The organism is Brevibacillus formosus, from assembly GCF_003013405.1.
In the GTDB taxonomy this organism is placed as follows: Bacteria; Bacillota; Bacilli; order Brevibacillales; family Brevibacillaceae; genus Brevibacillus; species Brevibacillus formosus.
Genome location: NZ_PXZL01000001.1, coordinates 174,510 through 192,870 on the forward strand (window position 1 = coordinate 174,510; position 18,361 = coordinate 192,870).

At 45.4% G+C, this 18,361-nt stretch carries 17 protein-coding genes; 12 read left to right on the top strand and 5 right to left on the bottom strand.

From position 1 onward, the window contains the following. The first annotated feature begins 51 nt into the window (after nucleotides 1–51). Both C7R91_RS00670 and C7R91_RS00675 read left to right on the top strand, forming a co-directional pair. Nucleotides 52–1,368 carry a condensation domain-containing protein gene (locus C7R91_RS00670; RefSeq protein ID WP_047068484.1) on the top strand — a complete coding sequence of 439 codons (1,317 nt, stop codon included), beginning with the start codon at nucleotides 52–54 and terminating at the stop codon, nucleotides 1,366–1,368. Nucleotides 1,369–1,413: 45 nt separating this feature from the next. Further along, nucleotides 1,414–2,580, top strand: coding sequence for a cytochrome P450 (locus C7R91_RS00675; RefSeq protein WP_047068483.1), 1,167 nt, complete (start codon nucleotides 1,414–1,416; stop codon nucleotides 2,578–2,580). A 116-nt stretch (nucleotides 2,581–2,696) separates the two neighbouring features. Here C7R91_RS00675 and C7R91_RS00680 read toward each other — a convergent pair whose 3' ends face one another. Next, a complete protein-coding gene (locus C7R91_RS00680) occupies nucleotides 2,697–2,921 on the bottom strand; it encodes a PLDc N-terminal domain-containing protein (RefSeq protein WP_047068482.1) in 225 nt (74 codons plus the stop codon). A 131-nt stretch (nucleotides 2,922–3,052) separates the two neighbouring features. On the opposite strand from C7R91_RS00680, the gene C7R91_RS00685 reads away from it, so the two are divergent. Continuing rightward, entirely contained in the window at nucleotides 3,053–4,171 is a 1,119-nt protein-coding gene (locus tag C7R91_RS00685) for a hypothetical protein (protein WP_047068481.1), read from the top strand. A 37-nt stretch (nucleotides 4,172–4,208) separates the two neighbouring features. On the opposite strand, the gene C7R91_RS00690 is transcribed toward C7R91_RS00685, so the two are convergent. Beyond that, nucleotides 4,209–5,099: a LysR family transcriptional regulator gene (locus tag C7R91_RS00690; protein WP_047068480.1), complete on the bottom strand. Its 891-nt coding sequence runs from the start codon at nucleotides 5,097–5,099 to the stop codon at nucleotides 4,209–4,211. A 110-nt stretch (nucleotides 5,100–5,209) separates the two neighbouring features. Between C7R91_RS00690 and hutG the strand changes: the two genes are divergently transcribed. The 3 genes from hutG (at nucleotide 5,210) to C7R91_RS00710 (ending at nucleotide 9,408) form a co-directional block, all read left to right on the top strand. After that, nucleotides 5,210–6,175, top strand: coding sequence for a formimidoylglutamase (hutG, locus tag C7R91_RS00695; RefSeq protein WP_047068479.1), 966 nt, complete (start codon nucleotides 5,210–5,212; stop codon nucleotides 6,173–6,175). 12 nt (nucleotides 6,176–6,187) lie between these two features. Next, nucleotides 6,188–7,375, top strand: coding sequence for a sodium/glutamate symporter (gltS, locus tag C7R91_RS00700; protein WP_047068478.1), 1,188 nt, complete (start codon nucleotides 6,188–6,190; stop codon nucleotides 7,373–7,375). Nucleotides 7,376–7,833: 458 nt separating this feature from the next. Then, complete coding sequence (locus tag C7R91_RS00710; protein WP_047068476.1) at nucleotides 7,834–9,408, top strand: FAD-dependent oxidoreductase; 1,575 nt, start codon at nucleotides 7,834–7,836, stop codon at nucleotides 9,406–9,408. A gap of 4 nt (nucleotides 9,409–9,412) precedes the next feature. On the opposite strand, the gene C7R91_RS00715 is transcribed toward C7R91_RS00710, so the two are convergent. After that, entirely contained in the window at nucleotides 9,413–10,006 is a 594-nt protein-coding gene (locus C7R91_RS00715) for an AAA family ATPase (protein ID WP_047068475.1), read from the bottom strand. Between the two features lie 340 nt (nucleotides 10,007–10,346). Here C7R91_RS00715 and C7R91_RS00725 point away from each other — a divergent pair, with 340 nt between their 5' ends. After that, the gene (locus tag C7R91_RS00725; RefSeq protein ID WP_047068474.1) at nucleotides 10,347–10,934 is read left to right on the top strand and encodes a DUF3238 domain-containing protein; all 588 of its coding nucleotides are present in this window, start codon (nucleotides 10,347–10,349) and stop codon (nucleotides 10,932–10,934) included. Between the two features lie 47 nt (nucleotides 10,935–10,981). Then, complete coding sequence (locus tag C7R91_RS00730) at nucleotides 10,982–11,551, top strand: GNAT family N-acetyltransferase (RefSeq protein WP_047068473.1); 570 nt, start codon at nucleotides 10,982–10,984, stop codon at nucleotides 11,549–11,551. Nucleotides 11,552–11,613: 62 nt separating this feature from the next. Here the strand turns inward: C7R91_RS00730 and C7R91_RS00735 are convergent, their stop codons facing one another. Further along, nucleotides 11,614–13,074, bottom strand: a complete 1,461-nt coding sequence (locus tag C7R91_RS00735) for a flavin monoamine oxidase family protein (protein ID WP_047068472.1) — start codon at nucleotides 13,072–13,074, stop codon at nucleotides 11,614–11,616. A 155-nt stretch (nucleotides 13,075–13,229) separates the two neighbouring features. Here C7R91_RS00735 and C7R91_RS00740 point away from each other — a divergent pair, with 155 nt between their 5' ends. The 4 genes from C7R91_RS00740 (at nucleotide 13,230) to C7R91_RS00755 (ending at nucleotide 17,075) form a co-directional block, all read left to right on the top strand. Continuing rightward, nucleotides 13,230–13,793 carry a putative glycolipid-binding domain-containing protein gene (locus C7R91_RS00740; RefSeq protein WP_047068628.1) on the top strand — a complete coding sequence of 188 codons (564 nt, stop codon included), beginning with the start codon at nucleotides 13,230–13,232 and terminating at the stop codon, nucleotides 13,791–13,793. Between the two features lie 23 nt (nucleotides 13,794–13,816). Next, nucleotides 13,817–14,203: a hypothetical protein gene (locus C7R91_RS00745; protein ID WP_047068471.1), complete on the top strand. Its 387-nt coding sequence runs from the start codon at nucleotides 13,817–13,819 to the stop codon at nucleotides 14,201–14,203. Nucleotides 14,204–14,221: 18 nt separating this feature from the next. Next, on the top strand, nucleotides 14,222–14,692 hold the full coding sequence (locus tag C7R91_RS00750; RefSeq protein WP_047068470.1) for a macro domain-containing protein: 471 nt from the start codon (nucleotides 14,222–14,224) through the stop codon (nucleotides 14,690–14,692). Nucleotides 14,693–15,053: 361 nt separating this feature from the next. Further along, on the top strand, nucleotides 15,054–17,075 hold the full coding sequence (locus C7R91_RS00755; RefSeq protein WP_047068469.1) for an endonuclease MutS2: 2,022 nt from the start codon (nucleotides 15,054–15,056) through the stop codon (nucleotides 17,073–17,075). A 65-nt stretch (nucleotides 17,076–17,140) separates the two neighbouring features. Here the strand turns inward: C7R91_RS00755 and C7R91_RS00760 are convergent, their stop codons facing one another. Further along, a complete protein-coding gene (locus C7R91_RS00760) occupies nucleotides 17,141–18,331 on the bottom strand; it encodes a multidrug effflux MFS transporter (RefSeq protein ID WP_047068468.1) in 1,191 nt (396 codons plus the stop codon). Nucleotides 18,332–18,361 lie beyond the last annotated feature (30 nt).

Genomic DNA, 18,361 nt, shown 5'->3' on the forward strand with positions numbered 1-18,361 from the left:
AATCCCTTATGTTTTTCTTTTAAAAATTGTTGTTGAAGGGGTGTGTAAGAAATGAATGTCAGTGAGGTCAATCAGAACATGGCAATCCCACAACGACTGCCTGCTAATGGAAGTGACAGGTTTAATTACATGGTCAGTTATCTTTCCGATTGCCAGCTTCAAATGGTGCTGGAAATGGACGGACATGTGAATCAACAGCGTTTGCTTCAAGCGATGGAGGCAAGCACCGTTGCTGAACCTATTATTGGTTGCCGCTTTATAAAAGATTCAGTCCGCCCCTATTGGGAGCGACGCAGCGATTTGGCGTCAAGCGGTTGGTGTTCCTTGCAACTTCTCAGTGAATCCGATTCTGAAGAGAAAGCCATTCAGGAGTGGCTGTCGAGCCCGATGGACATCGATGCTGATGCGATGGTCAAAGTTCGTATTCTGCGGACCTCGGCCAGAGATATCATTTGCATCAAACTGAATCATCTATGCAGTGATGGTGCAGGGTTGATCGAGTATGTTCACTTGTTAGCTTCGCTATATAGTGAGCTTGCCAAAAACCCTCGCTACGTTCCCGAGTCAAACCCTGAGGGCAGGGATCAGAGCCGTTTGTTCAAGGAGATGGGTATCCCAAATGGCGGGATGCCGCAAGCTCCAGAACCGCAGGGACCAACACTTCCTTTTACGCCCGGAGAACCAGCTATAAGGAGACAAGCCATTCGCAGAATACCGCGCGAAGAGTGGCTGGAGCTGGCGCAAGGATTTAAACGAAAAGGCTTCACGGTAAATGATGTGTTATTGGCTGCCTACATGCGGGCTTTATATCAACAGATGGAGAATGTTCCAGCTGAGCAAGTCAAAGTCATGGTGACAGTTAATGTAAGAAAATTCTTACCCAAGGGCAAGGCAGATGCGATTTACAATCTGTCTGGCGTAGTTCACGCCACCATGAATCAAGCAACAGGGACATTTGCAGATCAGGTGAAAGAAGTGGCCGAATTCATGAAGAATCAACGCGATAATAAAGAGATTCTGCATGATGCGGTAAATACGTTTGCCTTTGTGGAAAATTTCGAGTTCGATCACACCTTGAAGATCATTCAGGATGTAAGAAAACAAATTTTAGCAGATGGAAAAAGCACGCCAATATTATCAAATTTTGGTATGATTAGTACAAGTCAGATAACATTCGATGATGTGAAAGTCGCAGGGGCGTATATCGTCTCGCCAGCCTATTACGCACCAGGACTGATGCTTGGAGTCAGTACGTATCGAGATTGCATAACCCTCAATATTTCCTTCTTTGAATCGAATACAGACGTTGGGCAAATAGAAAAACTCCTGGATACCATGATAGAGGAAATCAAGTCCTACCGAGAATAGCAGTTTGCAGCCATTACCTACTTATTTAAATAAGGAGTGAATGAAATGAATAAAGTAGTATTCCCTAATGAAATATCAGGTGCCGAGAATCTGCAACAACAGTTTGAACCGTACGGTTGGTATGCAGAAATGAGAAAAAATAGCCCGGTCTATTATGATGAAAAGCAACAGGTTTGGAATGTATTTCTGTATTCGGATGTAGAGCGTGTTCTAACCGATTATCACCTCTTTTCAAGTGATACAGGCAAACGAATCGCTGGTTCCCTCGCATTGAAAGAAAAGGGCATCACAGAGATGGACCCGCCTGATCATGGAAAAAGAAGAGCTCTCTATACAAAGGCCTTTTCAACCAGAACACTTCAGGAGTGGGAGCCGCGTATTCAAGAAATTTCACGTCATTTGCTAGAGGAAGTAAAAGAAAAGCAAAGCATCAGAATTTTAGGTGATCTTGCAACCCCGATGCCGGTGATTGTCATTGCCGATTTGCTCGGTGTACCTTCTAGTGATTGGATGCTGTTCAAGCAATGGTCCGATGTTCTCATTGCTTCCGGGACCCGCGAAACGTATGAGGATATTAACCTCAAAAAGGAAGAAGTTATGAAGGAAATGGCCGTTTATCTCTCTCCGATCATTCAAGAAAAAAGAGAGAACCCGGCAAAAGATTTCCTATCCGACTTAACGCAAACAGAATATAAAGGCCAAAAACTATCTGACCCCGAGATTATTGATATTGCAATCAGCTTGCTGCTCGCTGGAAATGTAACGACAAGTACGCTCTTGTTCAGTGTTTTCTACTGCTTTTTACTGGATCGACCAGGCGTATATCGTGAATTACGAGAGAATCCGCAGCTGGTAGATCAAGCGATCGAGGAAGTGTTGCGCTTCCGTCCGCCAGCACAGGTTTTGATGCGCAAGGTTCAAGAGGATACGGATATGTTCGGAAGTTTGATGAAAAAAGGCGAAATCGTCATGGCATGGCTCGGTTCTGCCAATCGTGATGAAAATACCTTTGCACAGGGAGATCAATTCGATATCCACCGACCTAATAGCAACAAGCATTTAACCTTTGGTAAAGGCTGCCACTTCTGCTTGGGTGCACCATTATCCAGGCTGGAAGCAAAGGTGATGCTAACAGAAATGATCAAATGCTACTCTGATATCTCGATCGGTGGATTTGATAACGATCTGATCCTCAATGTGACGAGAGACTAACTATTCTTTTCTTAGAAAGCAGTTGAGCAGGAAGCTTATCCTGTTCGACTGCTTTTTTTATGGAGTTTGGTTTTCCTAGAAAATAAAAAAGTAAGGAAAATAGAATTCCTTACTTTTCAATACTTATCTTTCCGAATCACCAAATAGACAATCAACCCAATGATCGGAAAAAACAATAAAGCAATAAGCACAATGATGGAGAACTCCTTGCTATTCCCTCGTCTCCTCGCATCACGGTATGCCCAAATACTGATGACAATATTAATCACGTTCAATAATAAGATGAGAAGGACCGGGAGGAACACAAAAAAGGTAGAGGGAGCATCGCCTACATTAACCAAAGGATCACCTGCTTTTAAATATTTACAAGACTTTCCCAATTATATATAAAGAAGAGGGAATTGTGTAATGCTTTTGGTATAATCGGAATGCGTCCAATCTACTTTTTACCATACTTGGAGGCGTGTAACCATTGAGGAAAGCTTCGAACAAAATAAAATGGCTGTCGATGGTCTGCATGTTCGCCTTGATAGCCGGGTGTCAGCAGGAACCGCCTCAGCCGATAGCATCGGAGAATACCGACAAAACAACAGAGGCCGCAGCAAAACTAAGCCCTACTCCATCCGTCGTACCAAATCAAGAAACGGAGAAAGAACCAACATCTGAACCAATTCCACTCTCTAGCCCAAACACAACAGCACCTGCCAAGCAACCAGTGGAAGAACAACAAAAAGAACCTCTGTCTCCTTATCAAGTACTCAATAAAATCCGTGAAATAGAAAAAGTGAAAGGGGGAACATATCAGGGGGAGTGGAAAGAGGATGAATACACGTTTCACCTACCGGACAAGGACGAGGATCGCCGAGCCGCCCGCTACTATGAACGTTCGACTCACCATGTAAAAGTATTTGGAAAAGACGGCTTCAAGTATTACTATCATCTTTTTGATCCCGCTACTTATCCACAGGCAACCTTGGAGGCCGAAAGTATACAGGTGAATCCGGAAACATGGCAGCAAATGGACAAGATCGAGCAGAAGCTGTATACAAACGAGGATACATTTCACGCCAAATGGTCGCCGAACTTTCAAGCAGTTGCCTATTATAAGGGGACTACTGAAGATGGTCAGGCATACATTTGGAAGGTTGGCAACGATTCACCCTCCCCAGTAAAAGAGGCTGTCATCGACCGCTATTTCTTTACATGGTCTCCCGATTCTGAGTATCTCTTATTGGATACGGGAACGAGCAGACATCGCGGCGGACAAATTTATCAGGTAGCAAACGATAAAATGAGTGAGCCTTTTTCGTATATTTCCCAATTCCATTTCTCACCAGATTCGAAATGGGCAGCATTTTCTTTATTAAGTGGGAGAGTTGCTAAAGAAAAATACGGGATGGAAGACGAAGAGACAGAAGACATATGGCTGTATGATTTGTCTACCATGAAGCAGGAAAAGCTGCTTCAAGCCGATGATCACACGGACTACTTCCCACTCGAATGGATGAGTGAAACCGAGCTCCTCTACTGGAAGAAAGATTATCAGAAGGATACGGAAGAAGAGTTAACGGTGACGATTCCTCAGAAGTAGCAACCCAATACCCTCTATGTGATGTAGAGGGTATTGGCTATGTTTTGGAGGGAAACTTCCCCCGAACTTCCTCTAGAAAAGCCTGCACCGCTGGGGCCAAATAACGATTTTTCATATACGCCAAATAAACCGTCCGCTCTAACGCAGGAGAATCAATCGTTTTCCGAACAAGCGAAGCATCTGTTGATCCAGACAAATAGTTCTCCGGAATAATCGTAACCCCCAGATTCTCCCTCACTAACGTTAACGCGGTTTCAAAGCGCTCAATCTCAAATTTGATTTGCGGGTTCACTAGTTCAAACGAAAAGGCCGTTAAAATATCCTCCCTCGTCTGAAATCCCTCTGTACTAATGATGAATGGCTCACTAGCCAAGTCTTTCAATCGAACGGATTCCTTTTCCGCCAGCGGATGATCCTTGTGCAGCACCAGCATTAAGCGCTCATCATACAGAGGAAAGGATTCGATATCTTCTTCATCGATGAATTGGTTGGTGATGAGCAAGTGCGTATGATACTTCCGCAATGACTCCTTTACAGCTTTCCCGCTCAGCACCTCGATTAGCTTGATGTTAATAGAGGGAAAACGCCCCTGATATCCGCGAATGACTTTTGGAATCCAATGCTTCACGGACTCAATGATGCCGATAATGAGATCGCCGCTGCCAGTCAGCTTTACTTCTTCCATTTCTTTTTTCAGTATGTTCATTTGGGAAAGAAGCACCAACGATTTCTGATACAAAATTTTACCAGCATCCGTCAATTCCATTTTTCTCGTATTTCTCTCGAGCAGTGGAGAGCCGACTTCTTGCTCCAGATTTTTGATCGCGTTACTTAAGGAAGGCTGTGAAATGTGCAGTTTTTGTGCGGCTTTGGAGTAGCTCAACTGATCGCAAACTGTCACAAAATAGTGCAAATGTTTGATGTCCAACTGGATCGCCTGCCCTCATTTATAGCTTCAAGCTATCAATTTATTTGAATTATATATTAGAAATAATAAGTTTGTCATTATATAATCAATAAACAAAAGGTTCAGAAAGGATGAATAGCTTGCCAAAGAATGTATCAGCAGATTTGTGGACCGGCCGGACTGACCATACGGAGAGAAGAAGCAGTTTTCGCTACCATCAGATTGTAGAAATAACGGACTTGGATACATTGCAAGCTGCCAAGGATCGCACAGTCGCTATCATTGGGTTTGAATGTGAAGAGGGAGTGAGGCGCAATCAAGGACGATTAGGTGCAGCCAAAGCTCCAAACGCAATTCGGCAAGCGCTTGCAAGCCTTCCTTGGAAAGCGGAGGAGGGAAAACGGCTTGTCGATGTGGGGAATGTTGCTTGTCCAAACGAAGAGCTAGAAGCTGCCCAGGAAGAATTGGGGAATGCCGTTTCTGCCATCTTTTCTAAATCCATGACGCCCATTATTTTAGGCGGAGGCCATGAGACATTGTATGGACATTACATCGGTGTCCGAAAGCATATTGGAAAAGAGGCTTCTCTGGGCATTATCAATATTGACGCTCATTTCGATTTGCGTTCCTATGAAGTTCAGCCTTCATCTGGGACGATGTTTCGGCAAATACTGGAGCATGACAAAAAAAGCAGCTATTTTGTGTTGGGGATTCAGCGCTTCGGAAATACGCAAGAGCTATTTGATAAAGCAGATGAGCTTGGTGTGCAGTATGTGTATGAAGAAGAGATGATAGACGCACGAATGGATGAAATTGGTTTATCTGTAAGCGAATTCATCGAAAAACACGATCATATCATGCTGACGCTATGTACAGATGTTTTAAACGCAGCTTTTGCACCGGGAGTAAGTGCTCCATCTCCTTTTGGTTTAACACCAATGGTTGTTCGCACTTTGATCCGTACCGTTGCCGCTCATAAGAAAACGCTTTCTTTTGATATTTGTGAAGTGAATCCGGTTTTAGATGAAAACGGACGAACAGTAAAGTTAGGTGCTTACTTGACGAATGAAGCCATCATGGGATTACTAGAGAATTAAGGGGAGACAACTATGACGTTAGCACTTAATCAAGTAACGACGATTTTTCTCGCAGTAGCACTTCTCGTATTAGGTACATTCCTCGTAAAAAAGGCTAGTTTCTTGCAAAAGTTTTGTATCCCGGCACCAGTGGTTGGGGGCTTGTTGTTCGCTATCATTGCAACGGCTTTGAAAGCGACCGGAATTTTACAAATTACATTGGATACTTCCTTGCAAAGCTTGTTCATGCTTACGTTTTTTACTACTGTTGGATTGGGAGCGAGCTTTAAGCTGATCAAGCTTGGCGGTAAACTGCTCGTTATTTACTGGATCGCCTGTGGATTTCTGGCTTTGGCACAAAACGTAATCGGTGTGTCTTTGGCTTCCGTATTCGGCATTCATCCTTTGATCGGGATGATGGCAGGAGCTGTTTCCATGGAAGGTGGACATGGGGCTGCTGGCGCTTTTGGACAAACGCTTGAGGATATGGGTATTCAATCTGCGTTGGCGATTGGGATCGCAGCAGCTACCTTTGGTCTCGTAGCAGGGGGCTTGGTTGGCGGACCGACTGTGAAATATTTAATTGCCAAATACGATCTGAAGCCGACCGAAACGGAAGAAGTAGTAGAGACAGTAGAAGAAAAAGGACAACCGATTCACTCGAATACCTTCTTCATCCAAGTCCTGTTGATTACATTCTGTATGGCATTGGGAACGTATTTGGGAGAGCTGTTCTCGACCGCCACCGGATTTGTTTTGCCAGGTTATGTGGGAGCGATGTTTGTAGCGGTGATTGTGCGTAACATCGTAGACAAGCTCAATCCAAAGGCAATCGACATGAAGAGCATCAACCTGATCAGTGACGTGACGCTCGGAATCTTCCTGTCCATGGCTCTGATGAGCATCAAGCTGTGGGAAGTTGCAGATCTTGCGCTTCCAATGCTCGTGATCGTATTTGTTCAAGTAGTATTCATCGTTTTGTTTGGGATTTTCGTCCTGTTCCGTTTGCTTGGCAAAAACTACGACGCCGCAGTCATGGTCGCTGGCTTTACAGGACATGGTCTGGGCGCTACACCAAACGCAATGGCGAATATGGCGGCAGTAACGGGAAGATTTGGTCCTTCACGTAAAGCGTACTTGGTCGTTCCGATCGTCGGTGCCTTCCTGATTGACGTGTTCGCGATGCCAATCATTATTACCACGATCAATTTGTTTAAATAAAGACGATTTAAAAGTCCCTTCATGCTGGAGAAAGTCGAGCTGAAGGGATTTTTTGTGCTTACATTCACTTTTGGTTTACTCTCTACCGTCTATGGTTTTACAAATAACAGAAATAAAAGGAAAAATTTTCTTGACCGTTCGCATCTTGTTCTCATATATTTATATAGGAACATGTGTTCTTATTTTTATTAACTTTGCAAAGACAATCTCACCCAAAAACACTAAGTTTCAGGGGGGAAATGTGGAATGCTGGCTTGGCAAGAGACAGCAGGAAGGGGATGAAAAGGGGGAGCAACTCCTAGGCAAATTTGAGTCACTGATGCAGAGTCAAAGTTTGCACAAGTAGTAGCTAATGGAAAAAATATTTAGTTTTTTTGCGAAACTTGTAACCTATTGTCGTTTTTTGCGTATTAACTGGTAGAAACAACCAAAAATTAGAGAATGTGGAGGTAAATAGAATGAGAGAACTTCATGCTGATGTGGTAATCATTGGGGGAGGTACTGGTGGCTGCGCAGCAGCACTGGCCGCAGCGAAATCAGGAAAATCAGTCATTATGACAGAAGAAACCGATTGGATTGGTGGTCAATTTACGAGCCAAGCGGTACCGCCAGATGAGCATCCATGGATCGAACAGTTTGGTTGCACGCGCAGCTATCGCACATTCCGTGACAGCGTGCGTGACTATTATCGCAACCATTACCCAATGACGGCAGAAGCACGCGTCATCCCGAATCTTGACCCTGGTAACGGTTCCGTAAGTCGCCTTTGCCACGAACCAAAAGTAGCACTGGCTGTTTTTTATCAGATGCTTGCTCCGTACATTAACAGTGGTAGACTTACTATTCTGACTAATCATAAGCTGCATGCCGTTCGCATGGATGGCGATAATGTCTTGTCGATCACGGTCGAAGATAGGAAGCATCATGATTTTCATGAGTTGGTAGCACCATATTTCTTGGACGCGACAGAATGTGGAGATGTTCTCCCGCAAGCCGGCGTCGAATATGTGCTTGGCGCTGAATCAGTTGATCAAACGGGAGAGCCAAATGCTGTTGTCGGACCGCCGCAGCCAAATGATATTCAGGCGTTTACGTATGTCTTTGCCATGGACTATTTGGAGGGAGAAGATCATACAATTGCCAAACCGGAAACGTATGACTTCTGGAGAAACTACAAAGCAGATTTTTGGCCGGACAAGCTGCTCAGCTGGACAGGCTCCAACCCGCGAAATACTGCTGAATCTGTACGATATGAGCTGTTCCCGGGTACTAAATACTTTCCGCTCTTCACGTATCGTCAGGTTGCTGATCCGAAAAACTTCCAAACCGGTTTGTACAAGAGTGGTGTATCGCTCGTTAACTGGCCGCAAAATGATTACTGGCTGGGCTCGATCATCGATGTGCCAGAGGAAGAGCGTCAGCGTCACCTTTACGGTGGTAAACAGCTGAGTCTCTCCCTTCTGTATTGGATGCAAACAGAGGCCCCTCGCCCAGATGGTGGTCAAGGGTATCCAGGACTGCGACTGCGCAAGGATGTAGTGGGAACAGAGGATGGACTGGCGATGTATCCGTATATTCGTGAATCCCGCCGGATCAAAGCGGAGTTCACCGTATTGGAGCAACATGTGAGTGCATTTGTCCGCAAAACAGGCAAAGCAGAAGCCTTCGAAGATTCCGTTGGAGTCGGTAGCTACCGAATCGATTTGCATCCGAGCACAGCAAACCGCAATTACGTCGATGTGTCTACCTATCCGTTCCAAATTCCGTTGGGCAGCCTAATCCCTGTGCGCGTAAATAACCTGCTGCCAGCGGGCAAAAATCTTGGGGTTACACATATTACAAATGGATGCTTCCGTCTCCACCCAGTAGAGTGGAACGTCGGTGAAGTTGCAGGATATTTGACAGCTTATTGCTTGCAATATGGCCTGACTCCTCGCGCTGTCCGAAACACGCCTGATGAGCTGAAAAAATTCCAAGCGTTCTTGTACGCGGAAGGCGTAGAGTACTTCTGGCCAACGATGTACGCAGTGTAAGCAGTTAGACGATCTGGTTGCCTGGGTTCGGAATTTCACCGAACTCAGGTTTTTTCATGGAGAGTAAGATTTCCTCGACAGTTTCCTGAGGTGTCTGCTCGGAAGAATCGATCCACATGCCGAGCTTTGGTGTTTCGGTCTGCAAGATTTTATTGAGGTGGGGAATCGTCCAAGCACCATATCCTGTTTTGGTACGGGAAGCTTCTCGCTCTTCAACCGCTTTTTCGCTTGGTGTGAGTACTACAATATACAACGGACGGTTCCGAATCATTTTAACAAATTCGCCCAATAAGGGGCCGATCACAACATCCTGTACAACGACATTAAATCCTTCCTCAAAAAAAGTGTCTGCTGTAGAGGCTGTTATTTTGTAGCGCAACTGCAACTGACGAATGGCTTCTTCTGACGGCTCAGGCATAAATTCCTCTCTGCCATTTACAATCATTCGTCGGAACGAATCACCTCGCAGATGAACGCTTCGATTCAGTTTTTCAGCTAGTAGCTGAGCTACTGTCGATTTTCCAGAAGCCATAATCCCCGTAACGAGAAAAATACATCTGTCTGGAGCATGAACATTGGCATTCTCTTGCAACATCATCATCCCACCTTACTCATACGATGTTATGTGAATTCTTATGTGGTAATCCTTGGATAATTCTCGTATTTTTAAATCATATCATGGCGGTCACTGTAACGCGATTAAGAAAATGAAGGAAATTCATAGAGAGGTTTAGGGAGCATCTAGTGGATGTGCCTGATGCTGTAAATGAGATTATCAATCAATTTGTACACGCTCTTTTCCCTATTGTTTGTTCTGCTAGGAGTAAAAGCACTCTACCATTTTGGGTTTATCATCTCGTCTCTATGAATCTGTCCAATTTGGCTGATTGCAAAAAATTTGAAGTTAGAAGTAACAATCACTCATGGAGGTGCAAGCTATGGTGAACCTGATCAAAATCAGAGCGAGTGTATTTATCCCCTTGTCATGGACAGAGCCTAACATCGATGTACAAACAGGAAAAGTCATTCAATTCGAAGGCGATTCACGTGAATTTACACCGTATGCCGTTAACACCATGCGTTCCAGAGTGGAGCAAGAGGTTGTCGTAGACTTTATGAAAAAAGAAATTTTTACTTATCAGAACACGGGAATCACAACGGAGAAAATCACGAATCCGGATGGCTCGATGCAGCTGCGAAAAGGAAAAGCGAGTACAGAGGGCATTATGTGCAGGAATATGATATGGAAATCAGATGAAGAAGTGAGCTTTGAAATGAGCGCAAGTGCGAGCAATCCCCTGAATGAGCATACGCCTCCGGTTGACTACTTATTATCAGTTACGGCGAAAAGGGATGGTCTTGTACAGATCGAAGGAGCGCATGATGGGTTCCCTTGCTTTGAGTTTTATAAGCAAGCGGATTTTGAGCCGTTTGAAACGATTTATACCCATGATTTCCGCGAAACAGGTGATACTCCGGCAGCCTTGGCTGGAGAGATGGAATATCATTTTCGTAAGATACTCTAGTAGGCACCAAAAAACTCCCATCCTACGTTTGCGAGGAGGTTTTACTCATGAGTAATTCAACGATGTTCGATCAATTCCCTGTCTTCGAAACAGACAGATTGATCCTTCGACAACCTGATCAGCAAGACATAGAAGATATTTTTGAAGTGTTGTCACATGAAGAGGTGGCGAGATATGTAGGGATAGCGAGGTTTCAATCGAGAACAGATGCTGAAAATGAACTTCGATGGTATCGAGACTTATTTGAACAACAACAGGGACTCAGGTGGGCGGTCACGGACCGTTCCACTGGAAAATTTCTTGGCAGCTGCGGCTACAAACATTATCATGCTGCACATAACAAAGCGGAGATTGGGTATGATCTGAATTTTTCGTGGTGGAATAAAGGGATCATGTCGGAAGCACTGCGCCCCATCATCGCGTACGGATTTACGCATATGCATTTAAACAGAATAGAAGCTGACGCAGATACGCGAAATACCGCATCCATCCATTTGCTCCAAAAATTTGGCTTTCAAGTGGAAGGAATCCATCGAGAAACGGAATTTGAAAATGGGATGTACATTGATCTTGTCAAGCTGGCACTGCTTCGAAAAGAGTATGAGTTGAATTCGTAAAAAAATCGTAGTCGACAAACGGCGGGGGAATGTACGGAATTTTTCATCGTACAGACCCCCGCTCATTTTCTCCCTATTTCTACAGCTACGCGCACAGCAGACTCAATCGCTCCTTGAATCCAGCCGTGATATTCATTCGAGATATGCTCCCCCGCAAAATAAATTCTTCCTTCAGGCGTACCAACGTGGGAAGCAAATTCCGTCTCCTGCAACGGTTTGAACAAGGCAAAGGCACCAGCAGCATGAGGTTGTAGTGCCCAATTATGTGTGACCCCCGTAACGAAGGTATCGTACACCTGCTCCCCATGAATGTCAGCCAGATGCTTTACCGCTTGCATAACTTGTTCTTCCTTTGACATGCTGAGCCATGGAAGGTCGTCATCCTCCCAGGTGTAACTAACCAATACGACGCCGCCGGGCTGATCAAACCCGTGATTGGGAAAGTAGGAGAGACGAATAGGAGAATCTGTTACTGTTTGTCCGCTCCTTATTCCTTGAGCTTCCCAGAAGCGCTGAGAAAACTGGACGCCTATTTTGGATGAGGAAACATAGTGAAGTTGACGAATGGCTTTCCATTTTTTATAGGAGAACAGGCCATACGGTTCGACCTGAACAAACTGCAAGACGGTAAAAGGGATGGTAATAATCGCGATATCACCGGTCATCTGAAACAGTTCGTCTGTGTCGGTACGCACGCCAGAAATGGTCATTTGATTTCCCGTCTGGCCGATTCGCGTCATTTTATGCCGGAAGTAAATATTGTCCTGTAATTGTGGGAGAAATGCCTGTGGTAGCTGATCAAATCCCCCTGCTATTTCGTAAAAGCGTGTCGAAGGATCGAACAGGATGAAGTCTCGTAAAATTTCGGGAAAGGCGAGCTCAGGGAATCCTTCGAAGCCAGTCATGACCTTGATCATATCGATAGCGGGGGCGGATAAGGAAGGGCCAACTGGATTGAATCGCAAGAATTGCTCCATGGAGAAACGATCGTATTTTTTGACAACGATGGGCCAATTCTTCGCTGGATCGAGATTGATGAAGTCGATGACAGGCTTAATGGCTTGCCCGGCTAATTCATTGAAAGTACGGCCTTTTTCATGGGGAGCTACAGGGAAGCGGAGGATGTCGGGATTGCGTTGGTAGATCCAACGTCTTGTTTTAATGCCGTTTACTGAGATGATGTCGTTTGGAGAGGTGTTGATAAACGGATGAAGGGGAAGAGCGAATTTCGTCACGTATGCGAGGGTAAGTTCGTGTGTGTGGGGAATACGCATTGCCCCAGCTTCCAGATACTGGCCATGGGTAAAAGGAGAGCGCAGTGTGAAAACTCTGCCGCCTATCCGGTCTGCTGCTTCCAAAATCGTTACGCTGTGTCCCGCTGCTTTTAGCAACGAGGCAGAAACAAGACCAGCCATTCCCGCCCCGACGATGATGATATTGAGGGGAGAGTGGGTTTGTGGGAGACCATTGCGAATAATGGACAGCATGTCAGGTTGTGTGAAGGCGAAGGAGGGATTATCCATTGATTTTCCCCTTTCCATTCTTTTCCGGTACTATGATCCTATTCCATGGAGTACTTAGGTATGCGTTGGGGAAGCCGATCATACAGGACTCTACCATTTTCATCCAAGAAGTGATAGGATGGAGAAAAGGGGAACAAATGATCGGGGGGATTCGCATGTTACCAACGAATGTTATCTGGAAACCAACGACAGGTGTCGGATATGAGCACTTGAGAATACGGGAGGGCTCGAATAGAATCCACGTAAATAGCATGGTGATCGGGAGGCTGGATGACGCAACCCTAACCAGAATTCAATATGAAATGGTCCTGGATTCAAATTGGGTCACGCGAGAGGTTTCACTGGCAATTATGGGCGAAGAGGGAGCTTTGCATCTTTCATCGGATGGCAAGGGAAATTGGACAAACGAGGTGGGTGAGCCCATTCCTGAGCTCGTTGGCTGTATCGATATTGATATTTCTTGTACACCTTTTACAAATACACTGCCAATCCGCCGTTTGTCGTATTCTCCATGGGAACCGCAGCCTATCCAAGTAGTCTATTTCTCAGCCCATGAGCTGACGTACAGACAAGTGCAACAGCAATATACGCTGCTAGAAAGCAAAGAGGACTCTTCCGTCTATCGATACCAAGCAGGAACATTCGTGGAGAACATCACCGTCGATACAAATGGGTTGGTTCTGAACTATCCAGACCTGTTTATACGTGAGCAGGTGTAGGAAGCAAGGAGTGATTGTTCCACATGGCTGAGAGGTTTATCGCGGGTATACTGGCCAGTTTTTTATTTGCGTTTGGGGCTGCGCTTCTGTATTTCCAGGATCGGTCCTCGGTTCTTTTCGTTGCGATGTTTACGTTCCCGACGGTATTTCTGTTAGGGATTCCGCAATCTATCGTCATTGATTGGGTCATGAAGCGATTACCATGGAACAAGGGAAGTCTCCTTTTCCTACTGGAAGCAATGCTGTACATCGTGGCTGGAATCATCGCAACCATGATGCTTTTCTTAATCGTTATGCATACCTTTACACTGCTTCTCAAGTTTTACGTGCTGGGCGTAGCGGCATCTTTGCTTTATTTTGTTAGCTTGCGTTTCTTAAGACGGAAAAAGAAAGCCCTGCATGTAGCGTAAGGAAAAGGAGTGAGTGCTATGAATGAATCGGTACAAGTCGTGTCAGGCAATATATTGGAAGCCACGGAAAATATCATCGTGCAGCAGGTGAACTGCATGGGGGTGATGGGAGCAGGTCTTGCCAAGCAAATAAGAGCCAAATATCCAAGTGTTTATACGGAGTACAAGCGGCTTTGCGAGCAGTATGCGGATGCACGTGGCGAGCTCCTTGGACAAGTGCTGCTATGCCAGGTCGGAGAAGGGAGGTACATTGCCAACCTTTTCGCACAGCTTGGTTATGGAAAAAAAGGAGTCTACACGAAATATGACATGCTGCAAAAAGGGTTGGAAGAAGTTCTCTCCCTAGCGAAAAAAGAAAATCTGACCATCGCCATTCCATACGGGATCGGCTGCGGATTAGCAGGCGGGGATTGGGATGTGGTGAGTAAGCAGCTTGACGATATTTTTGTGGGCTTTAGTGTGAAGGTGTACAAATGGGAAGCGGCTTGACGGTAGAGGATCACATGCGTTAAAGTGAATAGTAACCATATCTAGGGAGAGATGTTGATGTCGGCGGTCGTTCTTAACTAAAGCAATTCCATACAAAAGGTCTTGATTTATCATTCGAAATTTTGCCATGTAGCAAAGTTTATTTGTGTTGAGTGATAATCGGCCTTGGAATTAGTTAAGAACAACGGATATCATACAATGCCTTAGGTGAAAACCCTATCATTGCGCCCAAAATCCGTGCTGTGTTCAGCGCGGTTTTTTATTTGGTTGCGTTTTGTTTGGGTATCCCAAAAAAGGGCGGAGAATGACATTTGTTCATTCTTCGCCCTTTTTATTTTTCATAAAAAAGGAGAAATCAGTCATGAATGAAAAAGCATTACAGCGTCTCGAATACGACAAAATCAAAGAAAAGGTAATGGAATACGCCTTATCGTACGCAGGGAAAAAGCATGTAGAACAAATGATGCCGATGGACTCTGTCAAAGTAGTGCGTAGTAAGTTGGACGAAACAGCAGAAGCCAAGAATATCCTGCAAAATGGAGCCAGTGTACCGATTCCCGCGCTGGAAGGGATGGAGAAGATTCTTTCTCTTCTGGGGACAGGATATGTATTTGGCGTACATGATTTTACGAATCTGTACTTGTTCCTAACGAGTTGCTCACAGCTCATGAAGTACATGGCGACAAAAGAACAATGGGCGCCACGCGTAAGCACGTATGCAGCATCGATGTACGACGTCCAAAAATTGAAAAATGAAATCGAACAATGCATCCGTCATGGGCAAGTTGTCGATTCCGCCAGCAAAGACTTGTTGAAGGTGCGCAAACGCATTGTCGTATTTGAAGAGCGGCTGAAAAGACAACTGGATTCGATCATGAACAAATATCGTTCGATCATGCAAGAAAATGTCATTAGCACACGCAATGGACGCTATGTTATCCCCATCAAAAAGGAACATCGCAAGCAAGTGGCTGGCAGTGTCTTAGATGAGTCGGCGAGCGGTCAAACCGTCTATATGGAACCGACGGAGATCAGCACCGTACAGTTTGAGCTCACAGCACTCAAGGCAGAGGAAGAACGCGAAGTAACAAAAGTACTGATGCAATTGTCCGCATTCGCTGAAGAATACACCCATGAACTCACCGTGAATGTCGAGACCGTTGGAATGTATGACTTCCTTTTCGCAAAAGCGAAGTACGCATTGGCAATCGGAGGCGCGAATGTAGAACTAAATGACAAAGGGATCATCGATGTCAAGGAAGCACGGCATCCGTTGCTCGGACCGAAAATGGTGCCGCTGCATTTGAAAATTGGTCGAGAGTACAAATCGCTTATTATTACAGGACCCAATACAGGCGGGAAAACATTGACGTTAAAAACCATTGGGTTGTTAACCATGATGGTGCAGTCAGGTTTGCTCGTACCTGTACAGGAAGGCAGTCGTTTCTCCATTTTCCGCAACATCGCCGTAGATATTGGGGATGGGCAGAGCATCGAGCAAGCGTTAAGCACGTTTTCGGCGCATATTCATAATGTCCTAGAAATCTTGAAGATTACCGACGCCTCGACCCTCGTTCTAATAGATGAGATGGCTACGGGTACAGATCCAGGAGAAGGGGTCGCCTTGTCGATTGCTATTTTGGAGGAGCTGCATCGAAGAGGTGCGACGGTGATTGTGAATACACATTTTAACGAAATCAAAAACTTTGCCTCCGCAACTGCCGGGTTCCAAAACGCACGAATGGAATTTGATGAGGAGACCTTGCAGCCACTGTATCGCTTGCGAATCGGAGAAGCAGGCCAGAGCTACGCATTCCTGATCGCACTGAAGCTGGGTATCCCGTCTGAGATGATTCAGCGTTCTCGGGAAATTACTCGGAATGGCTTTACGACTACCGCTACAACTACCACCTTGGAAAGGCTGGATCAATACCATGATGTCGAGCAGGAAGAGGATGAGGCTTCAAGTTATGTGGAGACACGAGTAATAGAAAAGCCAGAAGAAGTGGAAGTAAAAGTGGAAGAGGAACTACGAGAGCAGCTTCCACAGGAGATTTCAGAGAAAGCCGTAGGCACACCATCCAAGCCTGAGCGCGACAAACCATTTGCTGTTGGTGATAGTGTGTTCATCTCCTATCTGGGGAGAACCGGCATCGTGTTTGCTGCGGAGGACTCCAAAGGTATCGTTGGCGTCATGATTCAAAATCAGAAATATAAAATCAACAAAAAGCGCCTTGTCTTGCATATTGAGGGCAAAGAACTGTATCCGGCCGACTATGACATGGACATCGTATTCGAGACGAAAGAGAACCGGAAGAAGCGTAAAATGATGAGTCGCAAGCATGTCGAAGGATTATCGATCGAAACGAAGCGGGAGGAGTGACGAGTATGGCAAAAAGCCGATTTTCTCTAAGAGAGAATCGGCTTTTTGATGTTGATGTGAATAGGCTATTTGTTTGTATGGCAAGCCGCCATTTGTTTACTAACAAGCACCATCATGATCGCCAATAGAAAGAAGTAGATCGGCATGGTGGTAAGCGAGCCGTTATGAACATAGCTCATGCCACTCGTGATGAGACTGACGATGAGGTAGTAAATCAAACCAAAAATAGCCCCAGCAGTTCCGAGGACATCGCTGTAGTGGACGAGAGCTAAACTCAGGCAGTTTGGAATCGCGATCCCGATCCCCAGCAAAAGGATAAAGATAGAGATTACCATGATCGCTATCGAGACAACGGACGGACTCGCGCCATACAAAGTGAAGCTTGTGAGGCATACTGCCCCTAACGTCGTTACCAGCGAGCCGATTAGAATTATGTTCTCAGCGGGGTATTTGGTTAGCAGTTTTTTCGAGAGCATTGCCCCGATCACAGAAGCCAAAGCTACGAAAATACCCAAGAACCCAAACACACCAGGTGTCATGCCGAAAAACGCAATGAAAATAAATGGCGCTTCGGCATAATAACTGAACAACATGCCATTTGTCGCCCCAATTAAGAAACCAAAAGCCCAAATTCTTTTGTCCGTAAAAAGTCGTTTGGCTACAGCTAGCGTGTTTATCTTTGAAGCTGTAGGTGTTTTGGTCTCAGGTAACGATACAAACGCGTAAGCAAAAATCGCTACGCTCATCGCAATTAGTGTGAAGAAAACAGCCTGATAGCCGAACGATTGATCCACCCAACCACCGATTAAGGGGCCAATTGCTGGTGTAAAAGCCAGAGCAGCTGAAATCTGAGCAAAAACAGCATGACGCCTGGTGGCATCGGTACTCTCGCGTAAGATGGTTTGGGTTACCACCGATCCTGCACTCGCACCGAAAGCTTGAATGAACCGGCTCCATAACAACCAGTCAGCCGAATCGGAGAGGTAGCAACCCAAGCTGCCCAGGCCGTAAACGAAAATTCCCCAGAGCATGGCAGGGCGTCGACCGATAGCGTCAGAGAGTCTTCCCCAACAAAATACGCCAAAGGCAAAACCGAGGAAGTAAATACTGAGTGTCAGTTGGATCGTATTGTTACTGGCATGGAGGCTATTGGCGATATCAGGTAACGAAGGTGTGTAGATCGTTTCACTAATTTGCGGAAAACCCACCAGGATGATCAACAGTAGCAAAGATGGTGTTGAGATTTTTCTATTCACTTATTCATTCCCCCTACATTCCGAAAATCT